Source organism: Acinetobacter sp. YH12137 (genome assembly GCF_013418535.1).
Lineage (GTDB): Bacteria > Pseudomonadota > Gammaproteobacteria > Pseudomonadales > Moraxellaceae > Acinetobacter.
The window spans coordinates 78,085-101,215 of the sequence record NZ_VPBW01000009.1 but is presented as its reverse complement, the minus strand read 5'-3'; the positions used below and the strand labels follow the sequence as shown (position 1 = coordinate 101,215).

Here is a 23,131-nt window from a genome sequence, read left to right as displayed (position 1 = left end):
TTATTTGAGTTGTTGCCGGATATATTCACTACACAGTTCAATCGGCAGTTCTGGATCAATTTCGCCACTTACTAAAGCACCTCTTAGCCAGAATCCATCAATGAGTGCAGCCAGACCTTGTGCTGCCTTCTCAGCTTGATCCTTACTCAGCTTTTTCATGAATTCATATTTAAGATTGGAATGTAAGCGGTAATGGTTTATTTGCTGTAAACGATGTAAATCAGGCTGGTGCAGACTGCTGGCCCAAAAAGCCAACCACACCTTCATGGCCGCTTTATCCGTTTGTGGAGCAGTAAAATTGCCACGCACAATCGCCAGTAAGCGTTGTTCAGGGGCGTCATTCACCTGTGACTTGATTTCAGCAACAGATTTACCCAATTGCTGCAATAAGTAACGCATTGTGGCTTCAATTAACCCATTTTTACCTTGAAAATAATGACTTATGATGCCGGTTGAGACACCTGCCCTCTGAGCAATCTGACTAATTGAAGCTTCTGCAAAACCTAGCTCATTCACTGCAGCTAAGGTGGCATCGATCAGTTGCTGACGACGGATCGGTTGCATACCAACTTTTGGCATAGGACTAACCTGAATAACGGATGTAACAATAAAAAATCACTCTGCTAAAGCAAATAGCTGAATAATGTAACAATTCATAAACTCTTTTTTAATTGAACGTTCAATTAATAAAAATTATAGTGCCAGCTCACCCTTGATGTACAGCGCAGTTTGTTTTGGATTTGCAAAAGTTTGTAATTCACGAAAACAAGGAAGCTTTAGGGCCAGTTTTTGCTTTTAAATCACACTGCACTGTAGATCATCCGGCAACAAAAACGATGGTCAGAGATTTATGCAAAAGAAAAACGAAGAGGTGCAAGATAGTCTGAATAAGGTAGTCTTTTATTGTTCGGCGACGCTTATTCTGCTGTTTTCTATCATCACGATTTTATTTAATGAACAAGCCAATCTAGTCATTATTAATATTTTAAACTGGGTCAGTAGTACCTTTAGCTGGTATTACCTGCTGGCGGCAACGCTGTATCTGGTTTTTATTGTCTTTATCGCCTGCTCACGTTATGGCGAAATCAAGCTTGGTCCCAAACATTCTAAACCCGAATTCAGCCTGCTGAGCTGGTCGGCCATGCTGTTCTCAGCCGGGATCGGGATTGACTTGATGTTCTTCTCGGTCGCTGAACCCCTGTCGCACTATATGAGTCCACCAGTCGGTGAAGCTGAAACCTTTGAAGCCGCGCGTCAGTCCATGGTCTGGACCCTGTTTCACTATGGTCTGACTGGCTGGAGCATGTACGCGCTGATTGGGGTTGCGTTGGGATATTTCAGTTATCGCTATAATTTACCACTGACAATTCGCTCTGCGCTTTATCCTATATTTGGAAAAAGAATTAATGGCCCGATCGGCCATACGGTGGATACTGCTGCGGTACTCGGTACGATTTTCGGTATTGCCACAACCTGCGGTATTGGTGTGGTTCAGCTAAATTACGGTCTGCATGTCCTGTTTGGCTTGCCGGAAAATATCTGGATTCAAACTGCATTAATTGGTGTTGCAGTCATTATTACTATTATTTCCGTCACTGCGGGTGTCAATAAAGGTATTCGGGTTCTGTCTGAAATTAATATCTATGTATCAATCGGGTTGCTGCTCTTTATTCTCTTTATGGGAAATACCGAGTTTTTATTAGCGGCTCTAATTCAGAATTTTGGTGATTATCTCAGCCAGTTCCCGAAACTCTCTTTAAGCAGTTTTCCTTTTGAGCAGCCTAAAGAATGGATGAATAGCTGGACCCTGTTCTTCTGGGCATGGTGGATTGCTTGGTCGCCGTTTGTAGGTCTGTTCCTGGCACGTATTTCCCGTGGTCGTACTATTCGTGAATTTGTCACCGGGACTTTGGTTATTCCTCTGTTATTTACCCTCACTTGGTTGTCTATTTTCGGTAACAGTGCTTTATACAGCGTGATTTTTGATGGTAATACTCAGCTTGCGACAACTGTTTTAGAAAATCCGGCACATGGTTTTTATGACCTGCTGGCACAGTATCCAGGTTTCACATTTCTCGCAGGTGTCGCCACCATTACAGGTTTGCTGTTCTATGTGACTTCAGCGGATTCAGGGGCATTGGTATTGGGGAACTTCACCACTAAATTCACTAATATTGAGCATGATTCACCGCGCTGGCTCAGTGTGTTCTGGGCGATTGCGATTGGCCTGTTGACGCTAGCTATGCTAATGGCTAACGGTGTGACAGCATTGCAAAACACCACCATTATTATGGGCTTACCTTTTAGTTTCGTGATCTTCTTTGTCATGGCCGGTTTGTATAAATCCTTGCGGCTTGAGGATTTCCGTCAGGCCAGTACCAGTCTGAATGCTGCACCAGTCGTCGGTAATGTTGACATCTTTAACTGGAAGAAACGTCTGAGCCGGGTGATGTTGCATCCAAGCCTTTCACAGACTCGCGCCATGATGGATGACGTCTGCAAGCCGGCCATTGAGGCAGTTGCGACTGAGTTAACCGATAAGGGTATTCAAGTGAATATTCAGGAAAAATCGCTTGAGGAAGAACCTGAACTGTATCATCTGGATCTCACCATTCAGCTGGATGAAGAAGAAAACTTTGTCTATCAAATCTGGCCAGTACGTTATGCCACACCGAACTTTAGTTCACGGGGTAAACGGACTAAACGCTATTACTATCGTCTGGAAAGTTACCTGTTTGAAGGATCTCAGGGCAATGATCTGGTCGGTTACAGCAAGGAACAAGTTATTAACGACATTCTGGATAAATATGAACGTCATATGATGTATCTGCACATCAACCGGATCAGTCCGGGTAAACGTCCACTTTTCCCGGATCGTGAAATCTAGGATCACTCAACTACGGAAGGATTGAATGATGTCAGCAAGTTTAAATGCCTTTGCCCTGTTTTTTTCGTTACTCAATCCATTTTTGATGAGTATCTATATGCTCGGAATTATTCGTAATTCCGAAGCAAAGGTCTTCAATATGGCATTGATTCAGGGCAGCCTGATCAGCTTTATTGTTTTCATCATTTTTGCGAAAACTGGCGAAGCCTTCTTCAATGAAGTGCTACATGCTCGCTTTGAATCCTTCCAGATTTTTGGTGGTCTGATTTTTCTGGTGATTGGTTATCGCTATGTCTTTGAAGGTGCGGATACCATTGGGGTGATGCGGGGTGCGCCGAATCATCTGGCGGGTACGATTGCCATGCCTTTTATGATCGGTCCCGGCACCATTTCAGCTTCAGTTATTACCGGTGTACAGCTCAGTTTAATGCAAACCATTCTGGTGATTTTCTTTACCCTGTTTCTGACCTGTAGCTTGCTAATTCTGATGAAATACCTGCATGATCATTTACAGCATAAATATTCCAACTACATTGACCTGTATGTCGATATTGTCGGTCGTGTTGCAGCACTGTTAATCGGAACCATCGCCATTGATATGATTGTGACAGGTGTCAGTGGAATTCTGGAAGGCTAGTTTTATATAAGCTGACAATAAAAAAAGCGGGCAAAAATGCCCGCTTTTTTATGAAGTGATGATTTTAAAATTTAAACGACACGCCTGCATAAGTCGAGAAGCCTTCACCCGGTGAAGATCGTGCTAGATCTGCACCTTTGTCGTCATAGCCTGGAATTACCACTGCTGCATATTTTTCATCGGTGATGTTCTTGAAGTTAACCCAGGCACTCCATGACTGATCTTCTGGCGCATATCCCAGATCAATACCCCAAATCTGATAGTCATCACTGAAGCGGCTATTGGCATAATCATGTGCCATCTTCGATGCATATTCTGTATTTAGACCCACATAAAGACCGTTATTCAAGGCATAACTGAGCTGTGCCTGATAAAGGTGTTTTGGAATTCCCGGTAACTGGTTTTTGCCAAATAAAGGATCGTTTTTATACTGGAAATCACTCAAGGTATAAGCCTGTCGTAGGCGAAGTTCACCCTGCTGTGATGCATACAATGGTGTATCCAGACTGAGTTCTACACCTTGATGAAGGGTGGGAGTTGCATTGGATTCTACAGCAATTGGTTCAGAAGGTCGTTCCGATCCATCCTCATAGGTTTTGATCAACTCTGAGGTTAATAACTCGTTTTTAACTTTGGAATAATAGTAGCTCAGTGCCCAATCACCCCAGGCTGACTGACCCCGGCCACCCAGTTCTAAAGTATTTGCAGTTTGCGTGTCCAGATAAATAGGTTCACGTACCCGCCCTGAAGCGACACCAGTGTCAAAATAGTATGGCGAAGACCATGCCATCGCCCATGGATGTGCCGGTTCAATACTACGGCTTAAATTGGCAAACCATTGTAGTGTTTCATTTGGCTGATAAGTCAGGCCAATACGCGGGGCGAAATTCCATTCATAGCGGCTAACTTCAGGACTAGCCACAGGATAAGTCACTTCACTCTCACGGTGGGTATAGGCTGCTGCCAATCCTAGATCAAGCTTAAACTGATCATTCAACTGAGTTTCCTGATCAAATTGCAGCACATTGTCTGAACCACGATAGGTATAACGGCGTGTTACGGTATCTGCCGGATAAAGCGTGCCATCAATTGTAGTATCGCGTCGAATTGTTTCGGTTACACCACTATTCGGACGGTGCGTGGTACTTCGAAAAGCAACTTTTCCTTGATGTTCAAGACCGAATAACTGATAAGGTTTCTCATACTGAACCCGCGCACTAATATCCTCATAATCGACATTGGTACGATAACTACTTTCACGTAGATCCAATGGATAATGGTGATAAGCCAGACTACCGGTCAGTTTGGCATCATCCTGCAAGTTCCAAGTGGTAGTATTTGCCAGCCAGGTACTGCCCGGTTGAATCCGCTTGGCATCTACAGCCAGATTAAAATCATTGGCTGCTTCAGGATTATTCTTGAGCTGTTCCTGGGTAATGCGCCCTGGCGTTAAATGTTTGCTTTCACGGTAACGGGCATAAAAGCGGGTCTCAATATCTGGACTGATCTGATAACCCAGATTAAAAGCTAGACCTTTACCATCACCTTCGGCATGATCCTGAATCCCATCAAACTGTGAACCCGTTACTGTCAGATAATAATCTAACTTATCGAGTTGTCGGCCAGTACTAAACTGGTATTTCTGATAGCCATGGCTACCCGTTTCATATTTTAATTCAGAGCCATTCTGCTCTGCACCAGTCTTACTTTTATAATTAACTGTTCCACCTAAGGATAATCCGCCCTGTTTTAAACCATTGGCACCACGGTACACCTCAACATGATCAATCCACCATGGTTCAAGCAGTTCATAAGCTGTACCACCCGGTCCGGTAAAGGGAATATCATCGATCATGACATAAGTTCCGGATGCATGTGCACCAGAAGTACGGTTAATGCCAGAACCACGGATAGAAATTTTGGCTCCTTCATTGCCCGGCGATTGGGCATAAATGCCGGGCTGGAGACGGAAGACGTCAGCAATGGTTCCCAGACGCTGATGTTCGAGCTGCTGATCTGAAATAAAATTGGTTCCTCCCGAAACGCTGGCAAGTTCGGCCGCAGTCTGTTGCTGGGAATTTGTATTTTGCTCAGTGGTCACCACAATAGTTTCCAGTTGCTGAACACTATCCTGTGCTAGCGTAGTTTCAGCATAAAGATGGCCTGAAAATGCCGACAGTATCATCAGGCTAAGCGGATTTTTCTTGAGAGGGATTTTTGTCATATTCATGGCGAATTTATACAATCCTGTATAAGTGATCCTGATCTGCTTTAGGACTTGGCTTAAAAATTTAAGCTGTAGCATAAATGAAGCATGCAAAATTAAGCAGATATTTTCTGCCAAAATATCTGACTGGTGCGGCAATATTTTTAATTTTTTCTATACAAAAAATCTGTCAGTACTTTACAAGATCACAGACAGATTCATACAAGTTCTGACATCTAATTTATTAAGTATTTGTAATTTATAGATATGTATTTTTTTCTTGTAACCATCTAATTCGAGTTGGCAAAAAGTGATTTAAATTAAAAATTTTGAAGATATAAACAATATTCTGATTCATCAAGATCAGTTTAATAGACAGGTTTCTAGACCAAAATCTTAGTCATAACTAGAAAATAGAATTCTTATTTTTTGAACTATGGCTTATAGATTTCAGCCCAAAAAAGAAACCCTCCTGCTGGAGAGTTTCTTCATGTATTCTGGCTATTATTTTATTTAGAGGCATTTTCGATTACTTGTGCTTGTAATGGTACAGCTTGCTGGGTTTCAGCTGATTTTTTCTTGGTTTTCATTTCTGCCACTTTGGCCAGAGTTTTCTCGGTAAAACGTAAACCGCCATCTTCTGCCATCACATTACCCGCCATCAAAAGACTGCTCATTACTACTAGCAGGGATGGTATAAGTTGTAATTTCATGTCTATTCCACCTTTTTATTTTATAGTGGATTAAAAATAAGCAATTATTATTCCAATATTTTTATCTATATTTGATTTTTTTATTTTTCCCGATCATCTTGATGAAATTAAAATTGATCTAAGCGATAAATTTTATATTCTTTATTGTCTTAAAATTCCTTATTTTAGTGCGATTATTTTGGTTACGCCTCATTTTAGTCAGAGTAATTTAGTCTCATCAGACTCTATACACTATTTTTATGACACTTTTAACCTGATCTCCTGATTTTTTGCACCAAATTGCATGGTATGTTTTTTGCATAAGTCCTCATAGATATTCCCCGATGTACTAGTTAAAAATCTTGCATGTCTAAATTACGAATTGCCCTGATTGATGATGATCCAGAACGCGCTGAATTTATTCAGGCTTCTTTACTTGCGCATGATTTTCATGTGGTGGCCTGTGTCATTCTGAATGACCTCAACATTGTTGATATCAAAAGCCTGCATGCCGATGTCATTCTGTTAAATATGGATCATCCTCATCGCGATATTATCGAAAGCTGCGTGAGTCAGTATGAATTACCTACGGTTCTATTTACCCAAAATTCCAACAAGGACACCATCAGAAATGCCATTGATGCCGGAGTCACGGCATATATTGTGGACGGGATTGATCCAACCAAACTGGAAAATATTCTGGAAATATCGATTGAACAATTCCAGAAACATAAAAAACTGTTACATGACCTGAAGGAAACTCAGGAAAAATTAAGTGATCGCAGGGATATTGATAAAGCCAAAGTCCTGCTGATCCAGCTGCATGGACTGAGCGAAGAAGAAGCATTTGCCCTGTTGCGCAAAAATGCCATGAGTCACCGGATTACCATTGGCGATATGGCAAGGCGCTTACTTGATGCACAAAAACTGTTATCCGGCCAATAAGGAGCATTCAATGACAACATTAGAAAAAACAGAACTCAATATTGGCTATATTCCACTGCTTGATTGTGTTGCCATTCTTTGGGCGGAGCGACAAGGTTATTTTACTGAACAGGGTTTAAAGGTAAACCTGATCCGTGAAGCCTCCTGGTCCAGCTTACGCGACCGTCTGGCCTATGGCTTTCTGGATGCTGCCCATTGCCTGTCTGCCATGCTTCCCGCGGCTGCTTTGGGCGCAGACCAGTTACAAGTCGCTTTGCAGACCCCATTAGTCCTCAGTATCAATCAGGCATTTATCAGCTTAAGACAGGATTTGTGTTATGAACTGGGCATTCAGCCTGAAGATAATGAACAGATCACGTCACAAAAGCTGGTCAGTGCCTTAAAGCAGCAACATAAAGTAGGTCTGGCTCATGTTTATAAATACTCCATTCATCATTACTGTTTAAGAGAATGGCTGGCTTTAACTGATGCGCAATATGCTAAAAATATATTGCTCAAGACCTCACCTCCCCCTTTGATGGTCAAAGGGATTGCAGCACAGATTTTTGATGGTTTTTGTGTGGGTGAACCTTGGAATATTCAGGCCAAGCTTGAAGGTTATAGCCTGATTGTCGCAGCAAGCCAAAATGTGATTCCTAAAGTGGCAGATAAAGTACTAGCAATAACTCAGGAATGGGGCGAGTTGCATCCACTGACTGTAGAGGCCTTAGTCGCAGCTGTAAATAAAGCCCAGATGGATTTAAAGCATGCTACGGATCTTTCTGAAGTCTGGGACATGCTGATGGATTATCAGATTATCCAGTTTGAATGTTCAGCTTCTCGACACGTTTATGACTTCCATAAGATTCAGAATATTATTCGTAACCTTGCAGGTGAAAGTGTTGAGCCTCAATTCACCGATTTTATCTGGCTATTAGAGCAGATGGAAAAATGGGAAAATATTGATCTGTCCGCAGATGATCAGCTACAGATTGCACAATCCTGTATTTATCAGCAAGAATCCACGACTGTATAAATTATAAATTTATAAACTTCCATAAAAAAAGACCCAGAATCGTTCTGGGTCTTTTTATTTACTGCTGATATTTAGCTGAGCGCTTGCTGCAAATCCAGTTGCATGAATTTTTGCAAGGACAATTTTCCAGCAATCATCTGATTGATGAATTGTGACATTTCATCATACAAGGTCTCATATAGTTGCGGCTCTAATGCCATATGTCTTAACTGGATTTGTAAATGCATCAACAGTTCCTGCTGCTCGCATTCACCCTGTTCCAGAGCATAGATATAACCTAACACTGCGCCTTTTAAAACCACATCAAACGGTAAACTATATTTAAGCAAGGTCGATAATGAACCCATAACCCGTTCATTGTGTTTCAGCTTTCTTAAGGGTTCACGCCCTACACGTGCACATGGGTCCTGATAAGCATAGGCACAGGATTCAGTAAAACTTTGTGCCAGATGTTCCAGATCTGAAGCATGCTTAGGAATCTGGTAACAGAGACCATGCTTCACCTGCGCTAAGGCCTGCTGCATGAATTTTCTGACCGCATGATCTGACATGGCCACGCCAATGGTCTGATGACCGCGCAGGCTGGCATACCAGGCCATCATCGCATGCACACCATTCCATAAGCGGTTTTTAATCAGCTGGATATTGGCAATATCATCTACCAGAATCATCTGGCGCATTTTAGCCAATAATGGACTGTTATTTTCCACATAGATTGGCATATCCGTTTCGGCATTAAACAGAATCAGATCCATTGACTGTAGAATATGACTTGGCTGAAAATTACGGCGCAGGTCTTCAATATATAAGCCCGCCTGATGTTCCTGCTCTGCATTCAGGGCTGTAGAATCATCCAGATCCACTACAGACAGATCTTCATCCAGCTGATACTGCTTGAACATGTTGTATTTGATACGCAGCTGACGATACAGTTTCTGGTCTGACAGCTTGGACACCATACGGTTCACCACTGTGTCACAGAAATAATGCTGATCCATAATGTGCTGCGCTGTCTGTTCATCCGTAATCTGTTTCAGACGGCTCAGAATCTGCTGCATCACCAGCTGTTTGGCCCCGATTTTATTCAGGATAATTAACAGCGTCAGCGGCTGTTCCTGCTGCTCATAAGCCAAGTATCGCGCATATAAACCCTGTGCAATCACCTCTGCTTCAGAAACCAGAGCTTCCTCAGGGACACAGACTGCCACCAGACTGGATTCAATATACATATTCTGCATTTGCTTCAGATCATATGCATCAATCACGCTCATATTTTCAATACGCTGGTCAAAAGAGTTCTGACCATAACGAATGCAATAGGTGCCAAACGCATTAACGGCAGACTGATAGAGTGGATTACGGGTCGAGGCAATAATTTTGCGTGGACGCGTATAACCATCCCAGTGTGATAACACCTGAGCCAGATAACCACCACCAATTGCACCGAAGCCGTGAATCCCAACTGTTAACTGATTCAGCGTTTGCGGAAATGCAGTCTCAAGTTCTGGCATTTCCAGAACCGGAACAAACTGGTTCAGATCTGTCAGAAAATCTTCCATCGTTTCATAATAATACTGGGCTTGTGCCAGCATCGATTTATTCGGCGTTTTAATATCTTTAAAAAGTACCGTCATACCGCCTGCATCATAGGCAGATCGTAGACCATTTTCAGAATCTTCAAACATCAGGCATTGAGCCGGACTTAAATTGATTTTTTCGGCTGCACTGATAAAAATTTCTGGATGAGGTTTCCCCTGTTTAATCTCATCGCCACACACCAGTACATCAAAAAATTTATAGACATTGGCATTGATCAGATATTCTTCTGCGATCGCACGTCGGCTCGAAGTCGCCACAGCCATTTTCAGGCCTGCCTTGCGTAGGCGTTCCAGTACTTGTAATAAACCTTTTTTAATTGGAACACCATAATTGAGTACATGTTCTAGTTCCAGTACATCAGCACGCTGGCGGATCTCGGCATAAGGAACATCTTGTCCATAACGCTCTTTGGCCAGCTGCTCGGCACTACGGGCACTTAAGCCCAAACACTGCATTAAATAGTTTTCAGAAAATTCGACGCCGATCAGCTCACGCGAAGCTTGTTGCAAGGTTTGAAAGCGCAAACGTTCAGTATCAAACATGGTTCCATCCATATCGAAAATTGCGCCGTGTACGATTTGATTTTTAAATTCTAGCATTGCTCCCCTTTTATAATTCAATGAGTTAAGAAGTGGACAATACCTTAAGGAAAATAAGAGATTAAATAAACCGATGTAAAGATATGAAATAGTTCTGACTATAAATTGATCAATAAAGACTAAAATAAGATTATTTATGTTTCTGGATGTAATCAAACTGTTAACTTAAGTAAGTTATTAATCTTGCCCCTCAGTTTAAATTTTTCTTTTGAAATATCAGGTTATTTTATCATTTTAAATGTTTCTGCTTATCATGGCATCCATTTTGCTTGATCAGTATTACGTTTTATAAAAATTGTAATATTGAGGGGCAACACTATGAGTTACGTTGCACGTGAACTCAGTCAAAGAAATAAAATACTGTTTGGCTTGGGCTCTTTTTTAATACCGATCTTGATTTGGTGTGCAGTCAGTTATTTGCCATTTATCTGGCATCCACAAGTCCAGATTGCCGATTCAGGCAGCGTTAGCTATTTACAAGTCGGTAGTCGTATTGATAAGGATATCTTTTTCTCTGCTGCGCAATCCGCAGTGGATCAAGGTCTGGCGCCGCCCCAAGGTATTCTGGTCAATCCGATCTATCTGCCTGCCCCGCATGAAGTGGCGATCGCATTGGTCACTGCATTTACCACAGAACCTGCTCAAGCCAATGCTCCATGGTTTCATGAAAGCCTGTGGCACAGTATCAAGTTAGTGTTTACTGCCTTCTTAATATCTTCCCTGATTGGTATTCCACTCGGTATTTTATGTGGCTTCTCTAACAAAATTTCCCAACTGACCGAGCCATTTGTTGAGTTTTTCCGCTATTTGCCAGCTCCAGCCTTTGGTGCGCTTGCGGTTGCTATTTTAGGCATCAACGATGCACCAAAAGTAGCCATCATTGTGATTGGAACCCTGTTCCAGCAAATCCTGATTATTGCCAATACCACACGACTGGTAGATCGCAGTCTGATTGAAGCCGGTTTTACTTTGGGTACCAATAAATTAAAAAGCCTGTTTCATGTGGTCATTCCAGCGGCCCTTCCTGAAATTTATCGTAACTTACGCGTACTGCTCGGCTGGGCATGGACGTACCTGATCGTGGCTGAATTGATCGGTAGTACGTCTGGTATTACCTGGTTTATTACCCAGCAGGCCCGTTATCAGAATTTTGACAATGTCTTTGCAGCGATCCTGATCATTGGGGTAATTGGTCTGCTCTGTGACGTGATTTTAATGAAATTGGGACAACGCTTATTTAAATGGAAACCGGGAGCAAACTGATGCAAAACACTGAATTTAATACCCACGAATATTTTGACAAGATTTATAGCCGTCCAGTCATCCTGGAAGCCAAACAGCTCACTCAATCCTTCAAGCATGGCAAAACTGAACGCACCATTTTAAATGGCATTGACCTGAAAATTCATAAACGTGAGTTTATCTGTGTGATTGGTCCATCAGGTTGCGGTAAATCGACTTTTAGCCGTGTGGTAGCTGGGCTAGATCCTTATACCAGCGGTGAAATTCTGGTGGATGGCAAGCCGATTACTGGCCCAAGCCCAGAACGCGGCATGGTGTTTCAGGGGTATACCCTGTTCCCATGGAAGACCGTGAAAGAAAACATTATGTTTGGCCCGAAAATGAAAGGCCAAAGTAATGCTTCTGCTGAAGCGCAGGCACGTGAATGGATCAATATCATTGGTCTGGAAAAATATCAGGATCAGTATCCGCATCAACTTTCAGGCGGAATGAAACAACGTGTGGCGATTGCCCGCGCCTTGGTCAATGAACCTAAAGTATTGCTGATGGATGAACCTTTTGGTGCACTAGACCCGCATACGCGCCAAAAAATGCAGCGTCATCTGATGGATTTGTGGAAAAACATCGACATTACCATCATTTTCGTGACCCACGATATGGATGAAGCGATCTTGCTGGCAGACCGGATTGTGGCGCTGAAAGCCAATCCAGGTGAAATCAAGGAAATTATTGAGGTCAATCTTCCTCGTCCACGCCATCCGGATCTGATGCTGACTCCGGAATTTAAACAGCTTCGCGAGCACGTCAATCATCTAGTACATGCACAGGAGGATGAGCTGGATCCTGCACTAGCCGATCTTCCAGAAATTCCACGCTTGACCAAAGTCAGCACGAGCAAATAATCCATTTAAAAAAAGAGCCTTTGGGACGACCCAAAGGTTTTAGTCGCTGTGTTGGACGACCAACAATAAGGTGATTGCAATGCAAGACCAATACGTACTCCCACTCGTCGATATTTCTAAAATGCAAAGTCCACATCTGGCCGATCGTCTTGAAGTTGCGGCAGCTTTAGACCAGGCCTGTAAAGATGTCGGATTCCTTTATCTTAAAGGAGATCAGTTTAATTTTGATTATGCCACGTCACTGGTTGAACTGGCTAAATCCTATTTTGAGCAGGATCTGGACACAAAAATGCAGCACTATATTGGCAAATCCAGTAACCATAGCGGTTATGTGCCAATTGGTGAAGAACAGTTCGCAGGCAACAGTTATGACCTCAAAGAAGCCTACGATGTGAATTATGACTATCAGGGTTCTAGAACAGACTGCCCATTACTTGGCCCAACCTTATGGCCTGATTATCCAAATTTTAAAGCCATTGTCAGCCAATATTACGGTCACTTGCGCACCATTAGCGAACAAATTTTTTCTGCTTTTGCCCTGGCTCTTGGTGTCAAAGAAGATTTCTTTGCCGATAAAATTAATGATGCGCCAAGTCAATTGCGCCTGATTCATTATCCGTACAATCCGGATATCAAAGATGCCGAAGGCATCGGAGCACATACCGACTATGAATGCTTTACCCTGCTATTACCAACTGCGCCAGGTTTGCAGGTGCTGAACAAAGCTGGCGAATGGATTGATATTCCATTGATTGAAAATACGTTGGTGATGAACATTGGAGACATGATGGAAATCCTGTCCAATGGCAAATACCTGGCAACCAAACACCGCGTAAAAAAAGTCTCTGAAGAACGTTATTCCTTCCCGCTGTTCTGTGCCTGTAACTATGACACGGTGATTGAACCGGTGGTAAAAACTGATGATTCCAAATATAAGCCTTTGATTGGTGGTGAACACCTGTTTAATCAGACCGCACAAACGTTCCAGTATTTAAAACAGCGAATTGCCAATGGTGAGCTGGTTCTAAAAAATGCCGTTCCACTGTCTTCCTTTGGTTTAAATGAAAAATCGGAGGCAGCATCATGAACCTATTAGAAGCCATAAAAAAATTAACGCCAACAACTACTCAACCTGAAGTAGTTCCGAGCTTTTTATATGGGGCATTTCGCAGGAAAAGCATCAGTTTCTTTAATGGCCTGACCGATCAAAACACCATTGTGTACTGGTTCCAGTCACGCAGCTTTACTATTGATCTACGCCTGAAAAGTCAGAATGACACACCAGTGACAGAACGTCAGGGCTGGATTGGCAATACGGTATGGGATGATGCAACGCAGCTCTTGTCATGGGAAGTTGAAGACTACGCCAATTATCAAAATCATGTGCAGTGGCCTGAACCGGCCAAACTACATGCGATCGGGAACTGTATTCTGGAATTTTTACCCAGCAACGTCTATGTCGAAGACTGGCGTCAGCAAGTGAAGAAAGGTCTGTTCTTAGGCCTACGTCTAGAATCTGCGGTAGATGTCCAATCAGGTGCAAAGCTGCAAATGGATGGCGGTCTGATCATCTGTGATGATCATATAGCCTATGCCCTGACCCGCTTGCCAGAGGTGCAATCTCAAGTTGCAGAACTAGATATCAAGTCAGCCGATACTACTTCATTTGATCTATTACAAAGCTTTGAAGTCTCTATTGGCACCCAAGGTTTAAGTAAAACCTACAGCACCCGTACCGGTGAAACAGGCAACGCCTTTGATCTGGACAATTTTGAAATTCTGGATGCAACCCGTCTGGTCCAGCATGTGGTTCTGGATGGTCGTGCAATTGACCTGATTTTTAAGATTGATATCTACCAACCTGAATATGAGTTTCAGCACAGGACTAGCACGACTGCAGAAGCAGCACAGTGGATGAGCGCGGAACAGAATCACCTGCTGCATCATGCAGAACGGGTGTTATAAGGAGGAATATGGCTTTTTTATATCTATCCGTTGCTATTATTGCAGAAGTCATCGCGACTTCTGCACTAAAGGCCTCCAATGGCTTTAGCGTACTCTGGCCTTCAATCACCACATTTGTTGGCTATGCGATTGCCATTTTCTTTCTTTCCATGGCCATGAAAACCATCCCAATGGGCATTGCTTATGCCATCTGGTCCGGTGCAGGTATTATCCTGATTTCTACAGTGGGACTGCTGGTGTTCAAGCAGCATCTGGATATTCCGGCACTGATTGGTCTGTCATTCATGATTGTGGGAATTATTTTTATTAATGTCTTTTCCAAAAGTATTGAACTTTAATTTCTTAATATTAGTGTTTTTCATCAGTCATTTTTTAATTACTAAGAAGTAAATTCCCTCTCCTTGTAGGAGACTTGCGGAGCATGCTCCTCAGGGAGAGGTTCTCTCTAATAAATACCCTCATCCTCTTGCAAAGCTATGCTTCTCATCCCAGAGGGAGAAGAAACTTTCAATATCCATTAAATTTGAATATTAATGATCATTTTTCGATTTATAAAAGATATTTACACATCTAACAATAAAAAATCCCCGAAACTGGGGATTTTTTATTGTTTGGATTTCGACTTATTTCAGCTCTTGTACCAGCGTTGGAACAATCACACTATCCACATTCATTTCAGTGCTATAAATGCCATTAGTGACGTTAAACTTGTTGACGTGATAGCTTGAACCATAGATCGAATCGAAACCCTCACCTTTGGTAAAGACTTTTTTGTTCGCTTCCAGATCCAGCAAATGGGTACCATCTACAAACTGCATATAGGCTTTAGCATCAACACCGACACGTTTCGACATGATTTCTACAGCATCTGCACGTGTTGCCGGGTCATTGATATATTTAACAGTTTTATCCCAAACTTGAATGACCTTTTTCCATTGCTCTTTATTGGCTTCCAGATGCGCAGGATTCACGGTCAAGGTGTCGTAAATCAGACCAGCTTTATCTTTAGAGCTGAAAATAATTTTTGAACCAGCAACCGCAGATAAGGCCTGATTCGCGACTGGCTGCCATACCGCAATCGCATCAATATCCGCTGTTGCAAAGACCTGTGGCAGTTCATTGGTCATGGTATTGACCAGTTTCACTTCATTCAGTTTAACCTTTGCATCATCCAGAGCAGTCGATAGCAGCAAGTGATCGACCAGACCTTTTTCAGTGGCAACAGTTTTACCGCGTAAATCCTGAATCGAGTTGATTCCATTCTTGGCAATGATCACGTCATTTCCGGCTGAATAATCCGTTGCCAGTATCATCACGCCTTTGGTACCACCAGAGCCAGTCACCAGATTATCACCATTGGTTACCATGACTGCATCCAGCTGATTTGCTGCAAAGGCAGACAATGAAGCAGAATAGTCAAACCATTTAAAATCTGCATTCACACCTGCTTCTTTTAACCAGCCTTTTTCAATCGCCACTTGCCAAGCCACCCAACCTGGCCAGTCGCTATAGCCGATACGAATCGGCTGAGTATTTACATTGCCTTTGGCCTGACCAGAGGATTCTGGAACTTTCGCCGTATTGTCACAACCACTGAATAAAATGGCACCGCAAACCGATGCTGCCAGAGTAGCTTTTTTGATCATTGTGCGATTTCCCCTATGCAATTACATTTAAAACGCGTATTTGAAAGTTGTTTTGATTTGATAAATTCACGCCAGCCGCCGAAATGACTGATCTCAGTTGCATCTTCCAGCGCATAGCCTTCGCAGATAAAACCTTTAACCCAGCTGCCATCTGCCAGCTGTACATTGCCAATGCCCAGCGGTGCCGGAACTTCTGCCACGATCTGACCAAAGTTGGCGAATGAAATATCCCAAACTTCCACTTCGATCTCCTGACCTTTGCTGTAGTACTGCAAGCCCGGTTTCGGTGGTGTGGTATTTTTCAGTGCGAACAGTTTGTAGTTGGCTGCGGTTTTGGTTTTTTGCACTAGCGTGCCACCACGTGTGGTGAGCTGGAAGTTCAACGGCATATCAGTCAGATGTGCACCGACAACAGCCAGTTTTACTGCATGCTGTGACTGAATCTGGCCTATTGGTTCATAAGTTTTTTCAGATGTTCCTAGTGTTAAAGCCGTTGCCTGCTGCCAAGTCTGGCCAAAGTTTGCCAAGGCCTGATCCATCCAGGCGGGTGCAATGAAGGTCACCCCACTTGGCAAACCATCAGCGCGAATTGTATTAGGCAGTGCCAAAGCCGATAAATCCGCAAAATTCACGAAGTTGGTATAAGCGCCCATATGGCTGTTTTTCACCAACGGATCAGCTTCTACATCGGCAATCTTGTAGATGGTTGGCGCCGTTGGCACCATCAAGGCATCAAAATCCGCCAGCGCCAGATTGATCTGACGAGCCAATTGCGCTCTTTCATATTCCGCCTGCATCATATCCACGGCATTAAAGTTATCTGCCTGACTGATGATCTGGTTAATCACCGGATGCGTTACATCACGAGAAACCAGTTTTTCAACAGCATTGGTCCGTTCAGCCACCCAAGCCTTGTTATAAAGTGCGGATGCCAACTGGTTGAAAATGCTGAAATCAATCGCTTCAACTGCATAACCAAGCTGTTTTACACGAGCAATTGCCAATTCAAAGGCTTTATCAGTTTCGGCATCGCCATAGAATTCCAGTTGTGCTGGAATCGCGATTTTGCCTTTGGAAAATTGGGTTGGCACATTGGCTGGATGCTGGCGGGAATATTCATCGCTTGCGTCATAGCCTTGCATAATTTGTGCGACTTGCCATGCATCATCTACAGTCAGGGCAAAAATTGAAATTACATCAATAGTGCGGCACGCGGGTACCAGACCTGTAGTGGAGAACCAGCCTTTGGTGGGTTTCAAGCCGACAATATTGTTATGTCCTGCCGGTACACGACCTGAACCCGCCGTATCGGTACCTAAACTAAAAGGCACCTGACCATTCGCCACCGCGACCGATGAACCAGAGCTTGAACCGCCGCTGATATATTCCGGATTAAAGCTGTTTTTCACTGCGCCGTAGGGTGAACGTACACCAACTAAGCCAGTTGCAAACTGGTCCAGGTTGGTTTTACCCACCACAATAGCCCCTGCTGCTTTTAATTTAGCTACGACTGTGGCATCGCTGGTCGCCAGATAAGAAGCTTCTTTGCAGGCTGCGGTGGTATAAAAACCGGCAACATCAATATTGTCTTTGACTGCGAATGGAATGCCGTAGAGTGGCAATTCGGCTAGTGATTTTCCTGTTAAGGCATCAATTTGTGCTTGTAATTGTTCTGCAGATGCAATTGAAATCCAGGCATGATCATCATTTTGAAATGATGCAACATAATCGATCAGGTCCTGTAACTGAATCTGCTGCTGTTGGTAGGCGTTCTGCCAGTCTTGAATTGTCCATAAAGTATTCATGACAATACTCCTTTATTGGTATTTTGGGGAATGGGAGGCATCACGGCATCCATCAGTTCCAGGTGTCCTTTGAGCACCCCTTTTAATGCAATAAATTGTTCGCTAATTTCTTTTAAATCACTGCTTACACCCTGCATCAGCATCACTTGCAGGACTTTCTGATCATCCAGCTGGATATGCAGCGAGCTGATCACCTGTTCCAGATATTGCTGTTGCAAATCGACCAATTGGGAACGTAACGGTTTCAGGCTGACGTCATAGACCAGCGTCAGCGTACCGACCATGACTTCATCACGAGAAACCAGTTCATCAATCAGGTGGCGGTTAATCATGTCGACAATGGCCTGCGAGCGGCTTTCATAATGCTGCTCGACAATTTTCTGATCCATGGCCTGTAATGTGGTTTCCGGCACGGTGATACTGATTCGTGCCAATTTCGGTTTAGACACGTCTGTTTTCCTTGAGTGAATCCTGTTTGACATAAAGCCCGGCGCGAACGCTGAGCAGTTCAATTAAAAATTGGGCAAATGGATGCAGCTTGGCTTTTTTGCTTTGATTATTCATGCGCATCTCCTTGGTATTACTGAATGTGAATTTCGTATTACTTAAGGAAATGCAGAAAGCGTGCCAGTTTTAGATGAGGAAATTTACTAATTACGAGCAGAAAAGACTGAAATTCAGTTTAAAAAAAGCCCCATCAACGGTTATGGGGCTTTTTTGGAATCAAAATGAGTGAATTAATTCACCAAGAGGCCGTTAAATTAATCATGTACTGTAATTATTTTTAGACATGATGGATTGATCGAGAATTGCGTCTGGTTCTTCAAGTAATATGCTCTCCTCTTTTAATTCGGTATATAAATAAAAGCAGAAAATATGCCAAATATAAAGAGTTTTTTATTATTAAAAAATTGATTTAAAACAGTTAGTTGAAACTTAATAAATGCTACAAAATGTGTCTAAAATATTTATGCGCCAAGAGTGATCAAACTTGCACCAAAACGATATCAAAATGGGGTTTTATGGTACAGTTTTTGATAATGGAATCTTCACCAATTACTCTTCTCTAGCTTTAATTATGAATACTAAAGCCGCTCAGATTTAGGTTTCGATTAAAATTTGCACTACAGGTGAATTTCTATACAATAAATTCCATAAAAATGCCCGAACAATAAGGAAATTTAATGAAGACTTCCACTCTCCTTCGTACTGCCATTCTTTGTACGCCTTTTATTTTTGCGGCATGTAGCAAAACCGAGCAAGCAGAAACCTCCAAAACCGAAATCCAGCAGGAAGATACCACGCAAGCTGCCGAAACGGCACAGACACAAGCTTTTGACATCAGTAAAATACCACTCAGCACAGCGACACTCGGTGACTTTCCTTATATTGCCCTGCCAGATGGTTATATCTATCAAAATACCGAGCAGCGCAATTTTGAGCGTGTTCCATTCTGGACAGGACAGCAACTGGAATGGATCGAAGGACAATTATTCAGTTCAGGCATTACCTCGAAACCGGAATATAAAGAAGGCAATTTTTTAGAAATTCAGCGTAATCTGGAGAGTGTGATCAAGGATTTGGGCGGTGTGGAAATTGCCAATAGCCAGATTCCAAAAGACATCATCGAAAAAATTCCGAAGGATTTTCAGGTGCAATATTATGCGGGTCTGGGGGATATTTTTAACTACCCGACCAAGACTTATGTGGTTCGTCAGGAAGATAAGACTGCATGGTTCCAGCTAACCCAATCTGGTAATTATATTTCGCTGATGGTGGCTGAATCTAAATCTTTAAATGTGACTGCCAAAGCCCTGACTTCAAGTGCACTAAAACAAAGTCTTGATCAGGACGATAAAGTCAGCGTACAGATTAACTTTGCAACCGATAAAGCCGAGATTTTGCCGGACTCACAAGCGCAAATTGAGCAGATGGTTGCCTTATTAAATGACAACCCGGATTTAAAACTGGGCATTTATGGTCATACCGACAATACCGGTGATGCAGCTTATAACTTAGAGCTGTCTGATCAGCGTGCGCAAAGTGTGGTTACTGCCCTGACCAAAGCAGGTATTGAAGGCAGTCGTTTAACTGCCAAAGGTTTCGGGAATACTCAGCCTGTTGCAGATAATTCGAATGAAGATGGTAAAGCGAAGAATCGTCGGGTGGAGTTGGTGAAGCTGTAAAAGTAAGTCTATAAGACTTTGAAAATGTTTTAAAAGTGTACCATTACTGATAAATTACCCCCCATAATTCGGGGGCTTTTTTTATGACAGAAAAACTATATTATTGGGCTGAAAATTTAGAAAACTATACATCAGATAACGACAGTGAAACGGGCTATAATGAAGTTATAGAAATCAAACGTCTTAACTTTTTTATTGGAAAAAATAATTCTGGTAAAAGTCGTTTCATTCGTAATCTGTTTCAAACCACTCAAGGTCAGCAACTATATAATTCTCTTCAATTTAGAAGGCTATTGGCTTTCAAAAAGCAATTACAAATAAGTAAAAAATATAGTGATAATAATACCTACTATAACCATTTTTTGAAAACAACAGAGGACATTAAGCCATCAAAAATAGGTTCTGCAAATTCTAACTTTCCACAAGCACTTGATTACTTATCAAGAATTGGACAGCTATCAAGTCTTTACTCAAACAACAATAAATCTATTGCTACATCAATGTTTAATAAAGAAATAGAATTAAACTTAAATCCTATTTTCATAAACAAAAAATTTTACATCCCTATACTTCGAGGAATGCGTCCTGTCACTGACAAAGAGAATAAATATCCATATATTGAGCGAGCTCAGAAAGATTATTTCCAAGATCATAATAAATTTAATCAAGACAACATCATTACAGGTGAACGCCTTTACTATGAACTAAAAGTCCATTTATTAGGTAAACCACAACAACGTGAACTGATAAAACAATATGAAGAAAAATTAAGTCAGTATTTTTTTGATAATGAAACCGTCACTCTAATTCCATATATTGGTAAAGATGATAATGGTCATGAGAATGATGTTGTACATATTAAAATTGGTGAGGATGATCAATTCCCAATTTATAAACTAGGTGATGGTCTTCAACAAGCAATTATTCTGACTTATGAAGCCTATATCAAAAGCAAAGACAAAAATGGTAATACAGAAATCCATGCATTCTTTATAGAAGAACCAGAATTGCATATGCATGCAGGTATGGTTCGACAACTGATGAATTTCTACTTAAATGAAACTTCACACTATTATTTCTTTACTACACATTCAAATCATTTACTTGATATGGCAGATGAATCTGACCAAGTTATGATTCAAAAATTTGTAAAACAAGCTAGACAAGATAATCCTAAAGAATTCGAGTTTAAAATTTATCGATGCGACCGTGATCGCGATTTACTTGCTTCTCTAGGTGTTCGCCCTTCATCTGTATATCTAGCTAATTGCACGATTTGGGTAGAAGGAATTACCGATAGACTCTATATCACTAAATATATGGAACAGTATTTGTCGGAGTTAAAAGAATCAAATCCTGATCTTTATAAAAAGTATCGTCGTTTTATGCCTAATTATCATTATACATTCGTGGAATATTCCGGAAGTAATTTATCTCACTGGTCATTTGATGATGATTACCCTAAAACAAGAGAAGAAAGAATTGAATTCCTTCAGCAAGATCGAGGTCAAAGTGCAACTTCCGTCGCAAGTGACATGCTATTGATTGCTGATGGAGACATACAAAAAAATTCTGAAAAAATAAAATTTTTAAGAAAAGAATTGAATAGAGATAATTTAATTATTTTGGAATGTAAAGAAACAGAGAATACTCTACCTAAAAATGCAATTATTCGAGTTGCGAAAGCAAAATTTCCACGCCTAAAAAATGTACGACAGAGCTATGATATTTCCTTAATTGATAATATTAATCAAGATGATTATTTTGATAATGCTCAATACGGTATTGGTCGCTTAATAGATGAAAAAATTAAGAAACCAACATCAAATACAACCAAAACTGCTTTTGCTGATGGTCCTGGTGTCGGGACTATTAAAGATAAACTAAAATTTTGCCGTGAAATTATCAAAGATTTTGATGAAAATCCTGATTGGAAGCTTACACCTAAAGCTAAAGAATTATGTGAAAAAATTTTTAAGCATATTGAAAGATGTAATAAATAAATTTTAATCTCCCCTAACCCCTCTTTAATAAAGAGGGGGAAATTCCCTCCTTTGGAAAAGGAGGGTTAGGGAGGATTTTTAAGCCACTGGTGCCAAAATAAATAACACCTGTCCTGTTTTCACAGTATGAGCTGATTAAACATTAAACCCAATATGTTTCCCTGTAGGCAGCTCTACATCAATACGCAGCTTTCCACCCATTGCTTCAACATATTTTTTCATTGTCGAAATCTTGAGATCGTTGCCACGATTCTCAATTGCAGATAGTGAAGGTTGTTTAATCCCTAAAGTTTCAGCCAGTTCTTTTTGAGAAATTTCCAACTCTTCGCGAATCATATGAAGATGTTGCTCAAGCAGCAGCTCTTCTGCCATTTCCTGAATACGAGCCTGACTCTCAGGAGAACGTTTCGCCAATAATTCTTGCAAAGTTTTAGCCATATCAGTTTACTCCTAAAGATTTCAAATGCAGTGAATACTGTTCATCTGCAATTGCCAGCATCTCTGTATAGAAACGCTTATTGCCACTTTTATCACCAATGCAGAGTACGATTGCCTGTCTTAACGGATCAAAAGCAAAAAATGCCCGGATTGGTTTTCCTCTATGTTGAACACGTAGCTCTTTCATATTGGTATATTTAGAGTTATATATTGTGTCTACCAAAGGTCGCCCAAGACTTGGCCCTTGACTCTGTAATACCACCAAAGCTGCTAAGACTTTTTCTTGTGTCGATTCGTCCTGTTGTTCAAGCCATTCATTAAATACATCTGTGGTCAGTACCGTCCACATACCACAACCCAAATA

General features: G+C 41.7%; 21 protein-coding genes. 11 read left to right on the top strand and 10 right to left on the bottom strand.

The genetic code is table 11. The annotated features are described in order from the left end of the window. Entirely contained in the window at window positions 1-579 is a 579-nt protein-coding gene (gene betI / locus FTU72_RS07025) for a transcriptional regulator BetI (protein ID WP_005235723.1), read from the bottom strand. A gap of 271 nt (window positions 580-850) precedes the next feature. On the opposite strand from betI, the gene FTU72_RS07020 reads away from it, so the two are divergent. Together FTU72_RS07020 and FTU72_RS07015 are read left to right on the top strand one after the other, a co-directional pair. Continuing rightward, window positions 851-2,887: a choline transporter gene (locus FTU72_RS07020; RefSeq protein ID WP_180052585.1), complete on the top strand. Its 2,037-nt coding sequence runs from the start codon at window positions 851-853 to the stop codon at window positions 2,885-2,887. 28 nt (window positions 2,888-2,915) lie between these two features. Next, window positions 2,916-3,524, top strand: a complete 609-nt coding sequence (locus FTU72_RS07015; protein WP_179992566.1) for a MarC family protein — start codon at window positions 2,916-2,918, stop codon at window positions 3,522-3,524. Window positions 3,525-3,588: 64 nt separating this feature from the next. Here FTU72_RS07015 and FTU72_RS07010 read toward each other — a convergent pair whose 3' ends face one another. Continuing rightward, complete coding sequence (locus FTU72_RS07010) at window positions 3,589-5,754, bottom strand: TonB-dependent receptor domain-containing protein (RefSeq protein WP_179992567.1); 2,166 nt, start codon at window positions 5,752-5,754, stop codon at window positions 3,589-3,591. Between the two features lie 485 nt (window positions 5,755-6,239). Continuing rightward, complete coding sequence (locus FTU72_RS07005) at window positions 6,240-6,443, bottom strand: hypothetical protein (protein ID WP_125278494.1); 204 nt, start codon at window positions 6,441-6,443, stop codon at window positions 6,240-6,242. A gap of 345 nt (window positions 6,444-6,788) precedes the next feature. On the opposite strand from FTU72_RS07005, the gene FTU72_RS07000 reads away from it, so the two are divergent. Both FTU72_RS07000 and FTU72_RS06995 read left to right on the top strand, forming a co-directional pair. Continuing rightward, entirely contained in the window at window positions 6,789-7,367 is a 579-nt protein-coding gene (locus FTU72_RS07000) for an ANTAR domain-containing response regulator (RefSeq protein WP_004785667.1), read from the top strand. 10 nt (window positions 7,368-7,377) lie between these two features. After that, window positions 7,378-8,382, top strand: a complete 1,005-nt coding sequence (locus FTU72_RS06995) for an ABC transporter substrate-binding protein (RefSeq protein WP_179992568.1) — start codon at window positions 7,378-7,380, stop codon at window positions 8,380-8,382. Between the two features lie 71 nt (window positions 8,383-8,453). Here FTU72_RS06995 and mtlD read toward each other — a convergent pair whose 3' ends face one another. After that, complete coding sequence (gene mtlD / locus FTU72_RS06990; protein ID WP_180052586.1) at window positions 8,454-10,580, bottom strand: bifunctional mannitol-1-phosphate dehydrogenase/phosphatase; 2,127 nt, start codon at window positions 10,578-10,580, stop codon at window positions 8,454-8,456. Between the two features lie 318 nt (window positions 10,581-10,898). Here mtlD and FTU72_RS06985 point away from each other — a divergent pair, with 318 nt between their 5' ends. From FTU72_RS06985 to FTU72_RS06965, 5 genes are all read left to right on the top strand, one after another. Then, window positions 10,899-11,843, top strand: a complete 945-nt coding sequence (locus FTU72_RS06985) for an ABC transporter permease (protein ID WP_179992570.1) — start codon at window positions 10,899-10,901, stop codon at window positions 11,841-11,843. After that, window positions 11,843-12,724: an ABC transporter ATP-binding protein gene (locus FTU72_RS06980; RefSeq protein ID WP_179992571.1), complete on the top strand. Its 882-nt coding sequence runs from the start codon at window positions 11,843-11,845 to the stop codon at window positions 12,722-12,724. The genes FTU72_RS06985 and FTU72_RS06980 overlap by 1 nt, the downstream gene beginning before the upstream one ends. Before the next feature lie 79 nt (window positions 12,725-12,803). Further along, entirely contained in the window at window positions 12,804-13,811 is a 1,008-nt protein-coding gene (locus tag FTU72_RS06975) for an isopenicillin N synthase family oxygenase (protein WP_179992572.1), read from the top strand. After that, window positions 13,808-14,689, top strand: coding sequence for a hypothetical protein (locus FTU72_RS06970; RefSeq protein WP_179992573.1), 882 nt, complete (start codon window positions 13,808-13,810; stop codon window positions 14,687-14,689). Before FTU72_RS06975 ends, FTU72_RS06970 begins: the two co-directional genes overlap by 4 nt. An 8-nt stretch (window positions 14,690-14,697) precedes the next feature. Beyond that, entirely contained in the window at window positions 14,698-15,027 is a 330-nt protein-coding gene (locus FTU72_RS06965; RefSeq protein ID WP_179992574.1) for a multidrug efflux SMR transporter, read from the top strand. Between the two features lie 285 nt (window positions 15,028-15,312). On the opposite strand, the gene FTU72_RS06960 is transcribed toward FTU72_RS06965, so the two are convergent. Genes FTU72_RS06960 through FTU72_RS16395 form a run of 4 tightly spaced genes read right to left on the bottom strand, consistent with a single transcriptional unit; the run spans window position 15,313 to window position 18,704 of the window. Next, window positions 15,313-16,335: an ABC transporter substrate-binding protein gene (locus tag FTU72_RS06960; protein WP_179992575.1), complete on the bottom strand. Its 1,023-nt coding sequence runs from the start codon at window positions 16,333-16,335 to the stop codon at window positions 15,313-15,315. Further along, window positions 16,332-18,140, bottom strand: a complete 1,809-nt coding sequence (atzF, locus tag FTU72_RS06955) for an allophanate hydrolase (RefSeq protein WP_179992576.1) — start codon at window positions 18,138-18,140, stop codon at window positions 16,332-16,334. Before atzF ends, FTU72_RS06960 begins: the two co-directional genes overlap by 4 nt. After that, on the bottom strand, window positions 18,137-18,589 hold the full coding sequence (locus FTU72_RS06950) for a CopG family ribbon-helix-helix protein (RefSeq protein WP_099339103.1): 453 nt from the start codon (window positions 18,587-18,589) through the stop codon (window positions 18,137-18,139). The genes atzF and FTU72_RS06950 overlap by 4 nt, the downstream gene beginning before the upstream one ends. Next, window positions 18,582-18,704, bottom strand: coding sequence for a hypothetical protein (locus FTU72_RS16395; protein ID WP_257218449.1), 123 nt, complete (start codon window positions 18,702-18,704; stop codon window positions 18,582-18,584). Before FTU72_RS16395 ends, FTU72_RS06950 begins: the two co-directional genes overlap by 8 nt. A gap of 620 nt (window positions 18,705-19,324) precedes the next feature. Here FTU72_RS16395 and FTU72_RS06945 point away from each other — a divergent pair. Together FTU72_RS06945 and FTU72_RS06940 are read left to right on the top strand one after the other, a co-directional pair. Further along, window positions 19,325-20,326, top strand: a complete 1,002-nt coding sequence (locus FTU72_RS06945) for an OmpA family protein (RefSeq protein ID WP_179992577.1) — start codon at window positions 19,325-19,327, stop codon at window positions 20,324-20,326. A gap of 83 nt (window positions 20,327-20,409) precedes the next feature. Continuing rightward, window positions 20,410-22,329: an AAA family ATPase gene (locus FTU72_RS06940; protein WP_179992578.1), complete on the top strand. Its 1,920-nt coding sequence runs from the start codon at window positions 20,410-20,412 to the stop codon at window positions 22,327-22,329. 135 nt (window positions 22,330-22,464) lie between these two features. On the opposite strand, the gene FTU72_RS06935 is transcribed toward FTU72_RS06940, so the two are convergent. Continuing rightward, a complete protein-coding gene (locus tag FTU72_RS06935; protein ID WP_179992579.1) occupies window positions 22,465-22,767 on the bottom strand; it encodes a helix-turn-helix domain-containing protein in 303 nt (100 codons plus the stop codon). A gap of 1 nt (window position 22,768) precedes the next feature. After that, entirely contained in the window at window positions 22,769-23,116 is a 348-nt protein-coding gene (locus tag FTU72_RS06930; protein ID WP_179992580.1) for a type II toxin-antitoxin system RelE/ParE family toxin, read from the bottom strand. Window positions 23,117-23,131: the final 15 nt, after the last annotated feature.

Excerpts from the sequence above, each read along its gene's own strand:
- betI (WP_005235723.1), bottom strand. The coding sequence starts at position 579 with ATGCCAAAAGTTGGTATGCAACCGATCCGTCGTCAGCAACTGATCGAT.
- FTU72_RS07020 (WP_180052585.1), top strand. The coding sequence starts at position 851 with ATGCAAAAGAAAAACGAAGAGGTGCAAGATAGTCTGAATAAGGTAGTC.
- FTU72_RS07015 (WP_179992566.1), top strand. The coding sequence starts at position 2,916 with ATGTCAGCAAGTTTAAATGCCTTTGCCCTGTTTTTTTCGTTACTCAAT.
- FTU72_RS07010 (WP_179992567.1), bottom strand. The coding sequence starts at position 5,754 with ATGAATATGACAAAAATCCCTCTCAAGAAAAATCCGCTTAGCCTGATG.
- FTU72_RS07005 (WP_125278494.1), bottom strand. The coding sequence starts at position 6,443 with ATGAAATTACAACTTATACCATCCCTGCTAGTAGTAATGAGCAGTCTT.
- FTU72_RS07000 (WP_004785667.1), top strand. The coding sequence starts at position 6,789 with ATGTCTAAATTACGAATTGCCCTGATTGATGATGATCCAGAACGCGCT.
- FTU72_RS06995 (WP_179992568.1), top strand. The coding sequence starts at position 7,378 with ATGACAACATTAGAAAAAACAGAACTCAATATTGGCTATATTCCACTG.
- mtlD (WP_180052586.1), bottom strand. The coding sequence starts at position 10,580 with ATGCTAGAATTTAAAAATCAAATCGTACACGGCGCAATTTTCGATATG.
- FTU72_RS06985 (WP_179992570.1), top strand. The coding sequence starts at position 10,899 with ATGAGTTACGTTGCACGTGAACTCAGTCAAAGAAATAAAATACTGTTT.
- FTU72_RS06980 (WP_179992571.1), top strand. The coding sequence starts at position 11,843 with ATGCAAAACACTGAATTTAATACCCACGAATATTTTGACAAGATTTAT.
- FTU72_RS06975 (WP_179992572.1), top strand. The coding sequence starts at position 12,804 with ATGCAAGACCAATACGTACTCCCACTCGTCGATATTTCTAAAATGCAA.
- FTU72_RS06970 (WP_179992573.1), top strand. The coding sequence starts at position 13,808 with ATGAACCTATTAGAAGCCATAAAAAAATTAACGCCAACAACTACTCAA.
- FTU72_RS06965 (WP_179992574.1), top strand. The coding sequence starts at position 14,698 with ATGGCTTTTTTATATCTATCCGTTGCTATTATTGCAGAAGTCATCGCG.
- FTU72_RS06960 (WP_179992575.1), bottom strand. The coding sequence starts at position 16,335 with ATGATCAAAAAAGCTACTCTGGCAGCATCGGTTTGCGGTGCCATTTTA.
- atzF (WP_179992576.1), bottom strand. The coding sequence starts at position 18,140 with ATGAATACTTTATGGACAATTCAAGACTGGCAGAACGCCTACCAACAG.
- FTU72_RS16395 (WP_257218449.1), bottom strand. The coding sequence starts at position 18,704 with ATGAATAATCAAAGCAAAAAAGCCAAGCTGCATCCATTTGCCCAATTT.
- FTU72_RS06945 (WP_179992577.1), top strand. The coding sequence starts at position 19,325 with ATGAAGACTTCCACTCTCCTTCGTACTGCCATTCTTTGTACGCCTTTT.
- FTU72_RS06940 (WP_179992578.1), top strand. The coding sequence starts at position 20,410 with ATGACAGAAAAACTATATTATTGGGCTGAAAATTTAGAAAACTATACA.
- FTU72_RS06935 (WP_179992579.1), bottom strand. The coding sequence starts at position 22,767 with ATGGCTAAAACTTTGCAAGAATTATTGGCGAAACGTTCTCCTGAGAGT.
- FTU72_RS06930 (WP_179992580.1), bottom strand. The coding sequence starts at position 23,116 with ATGTGGACGGTACTGACCACAGATGTATTTAATGAATGGCTTGAACAA.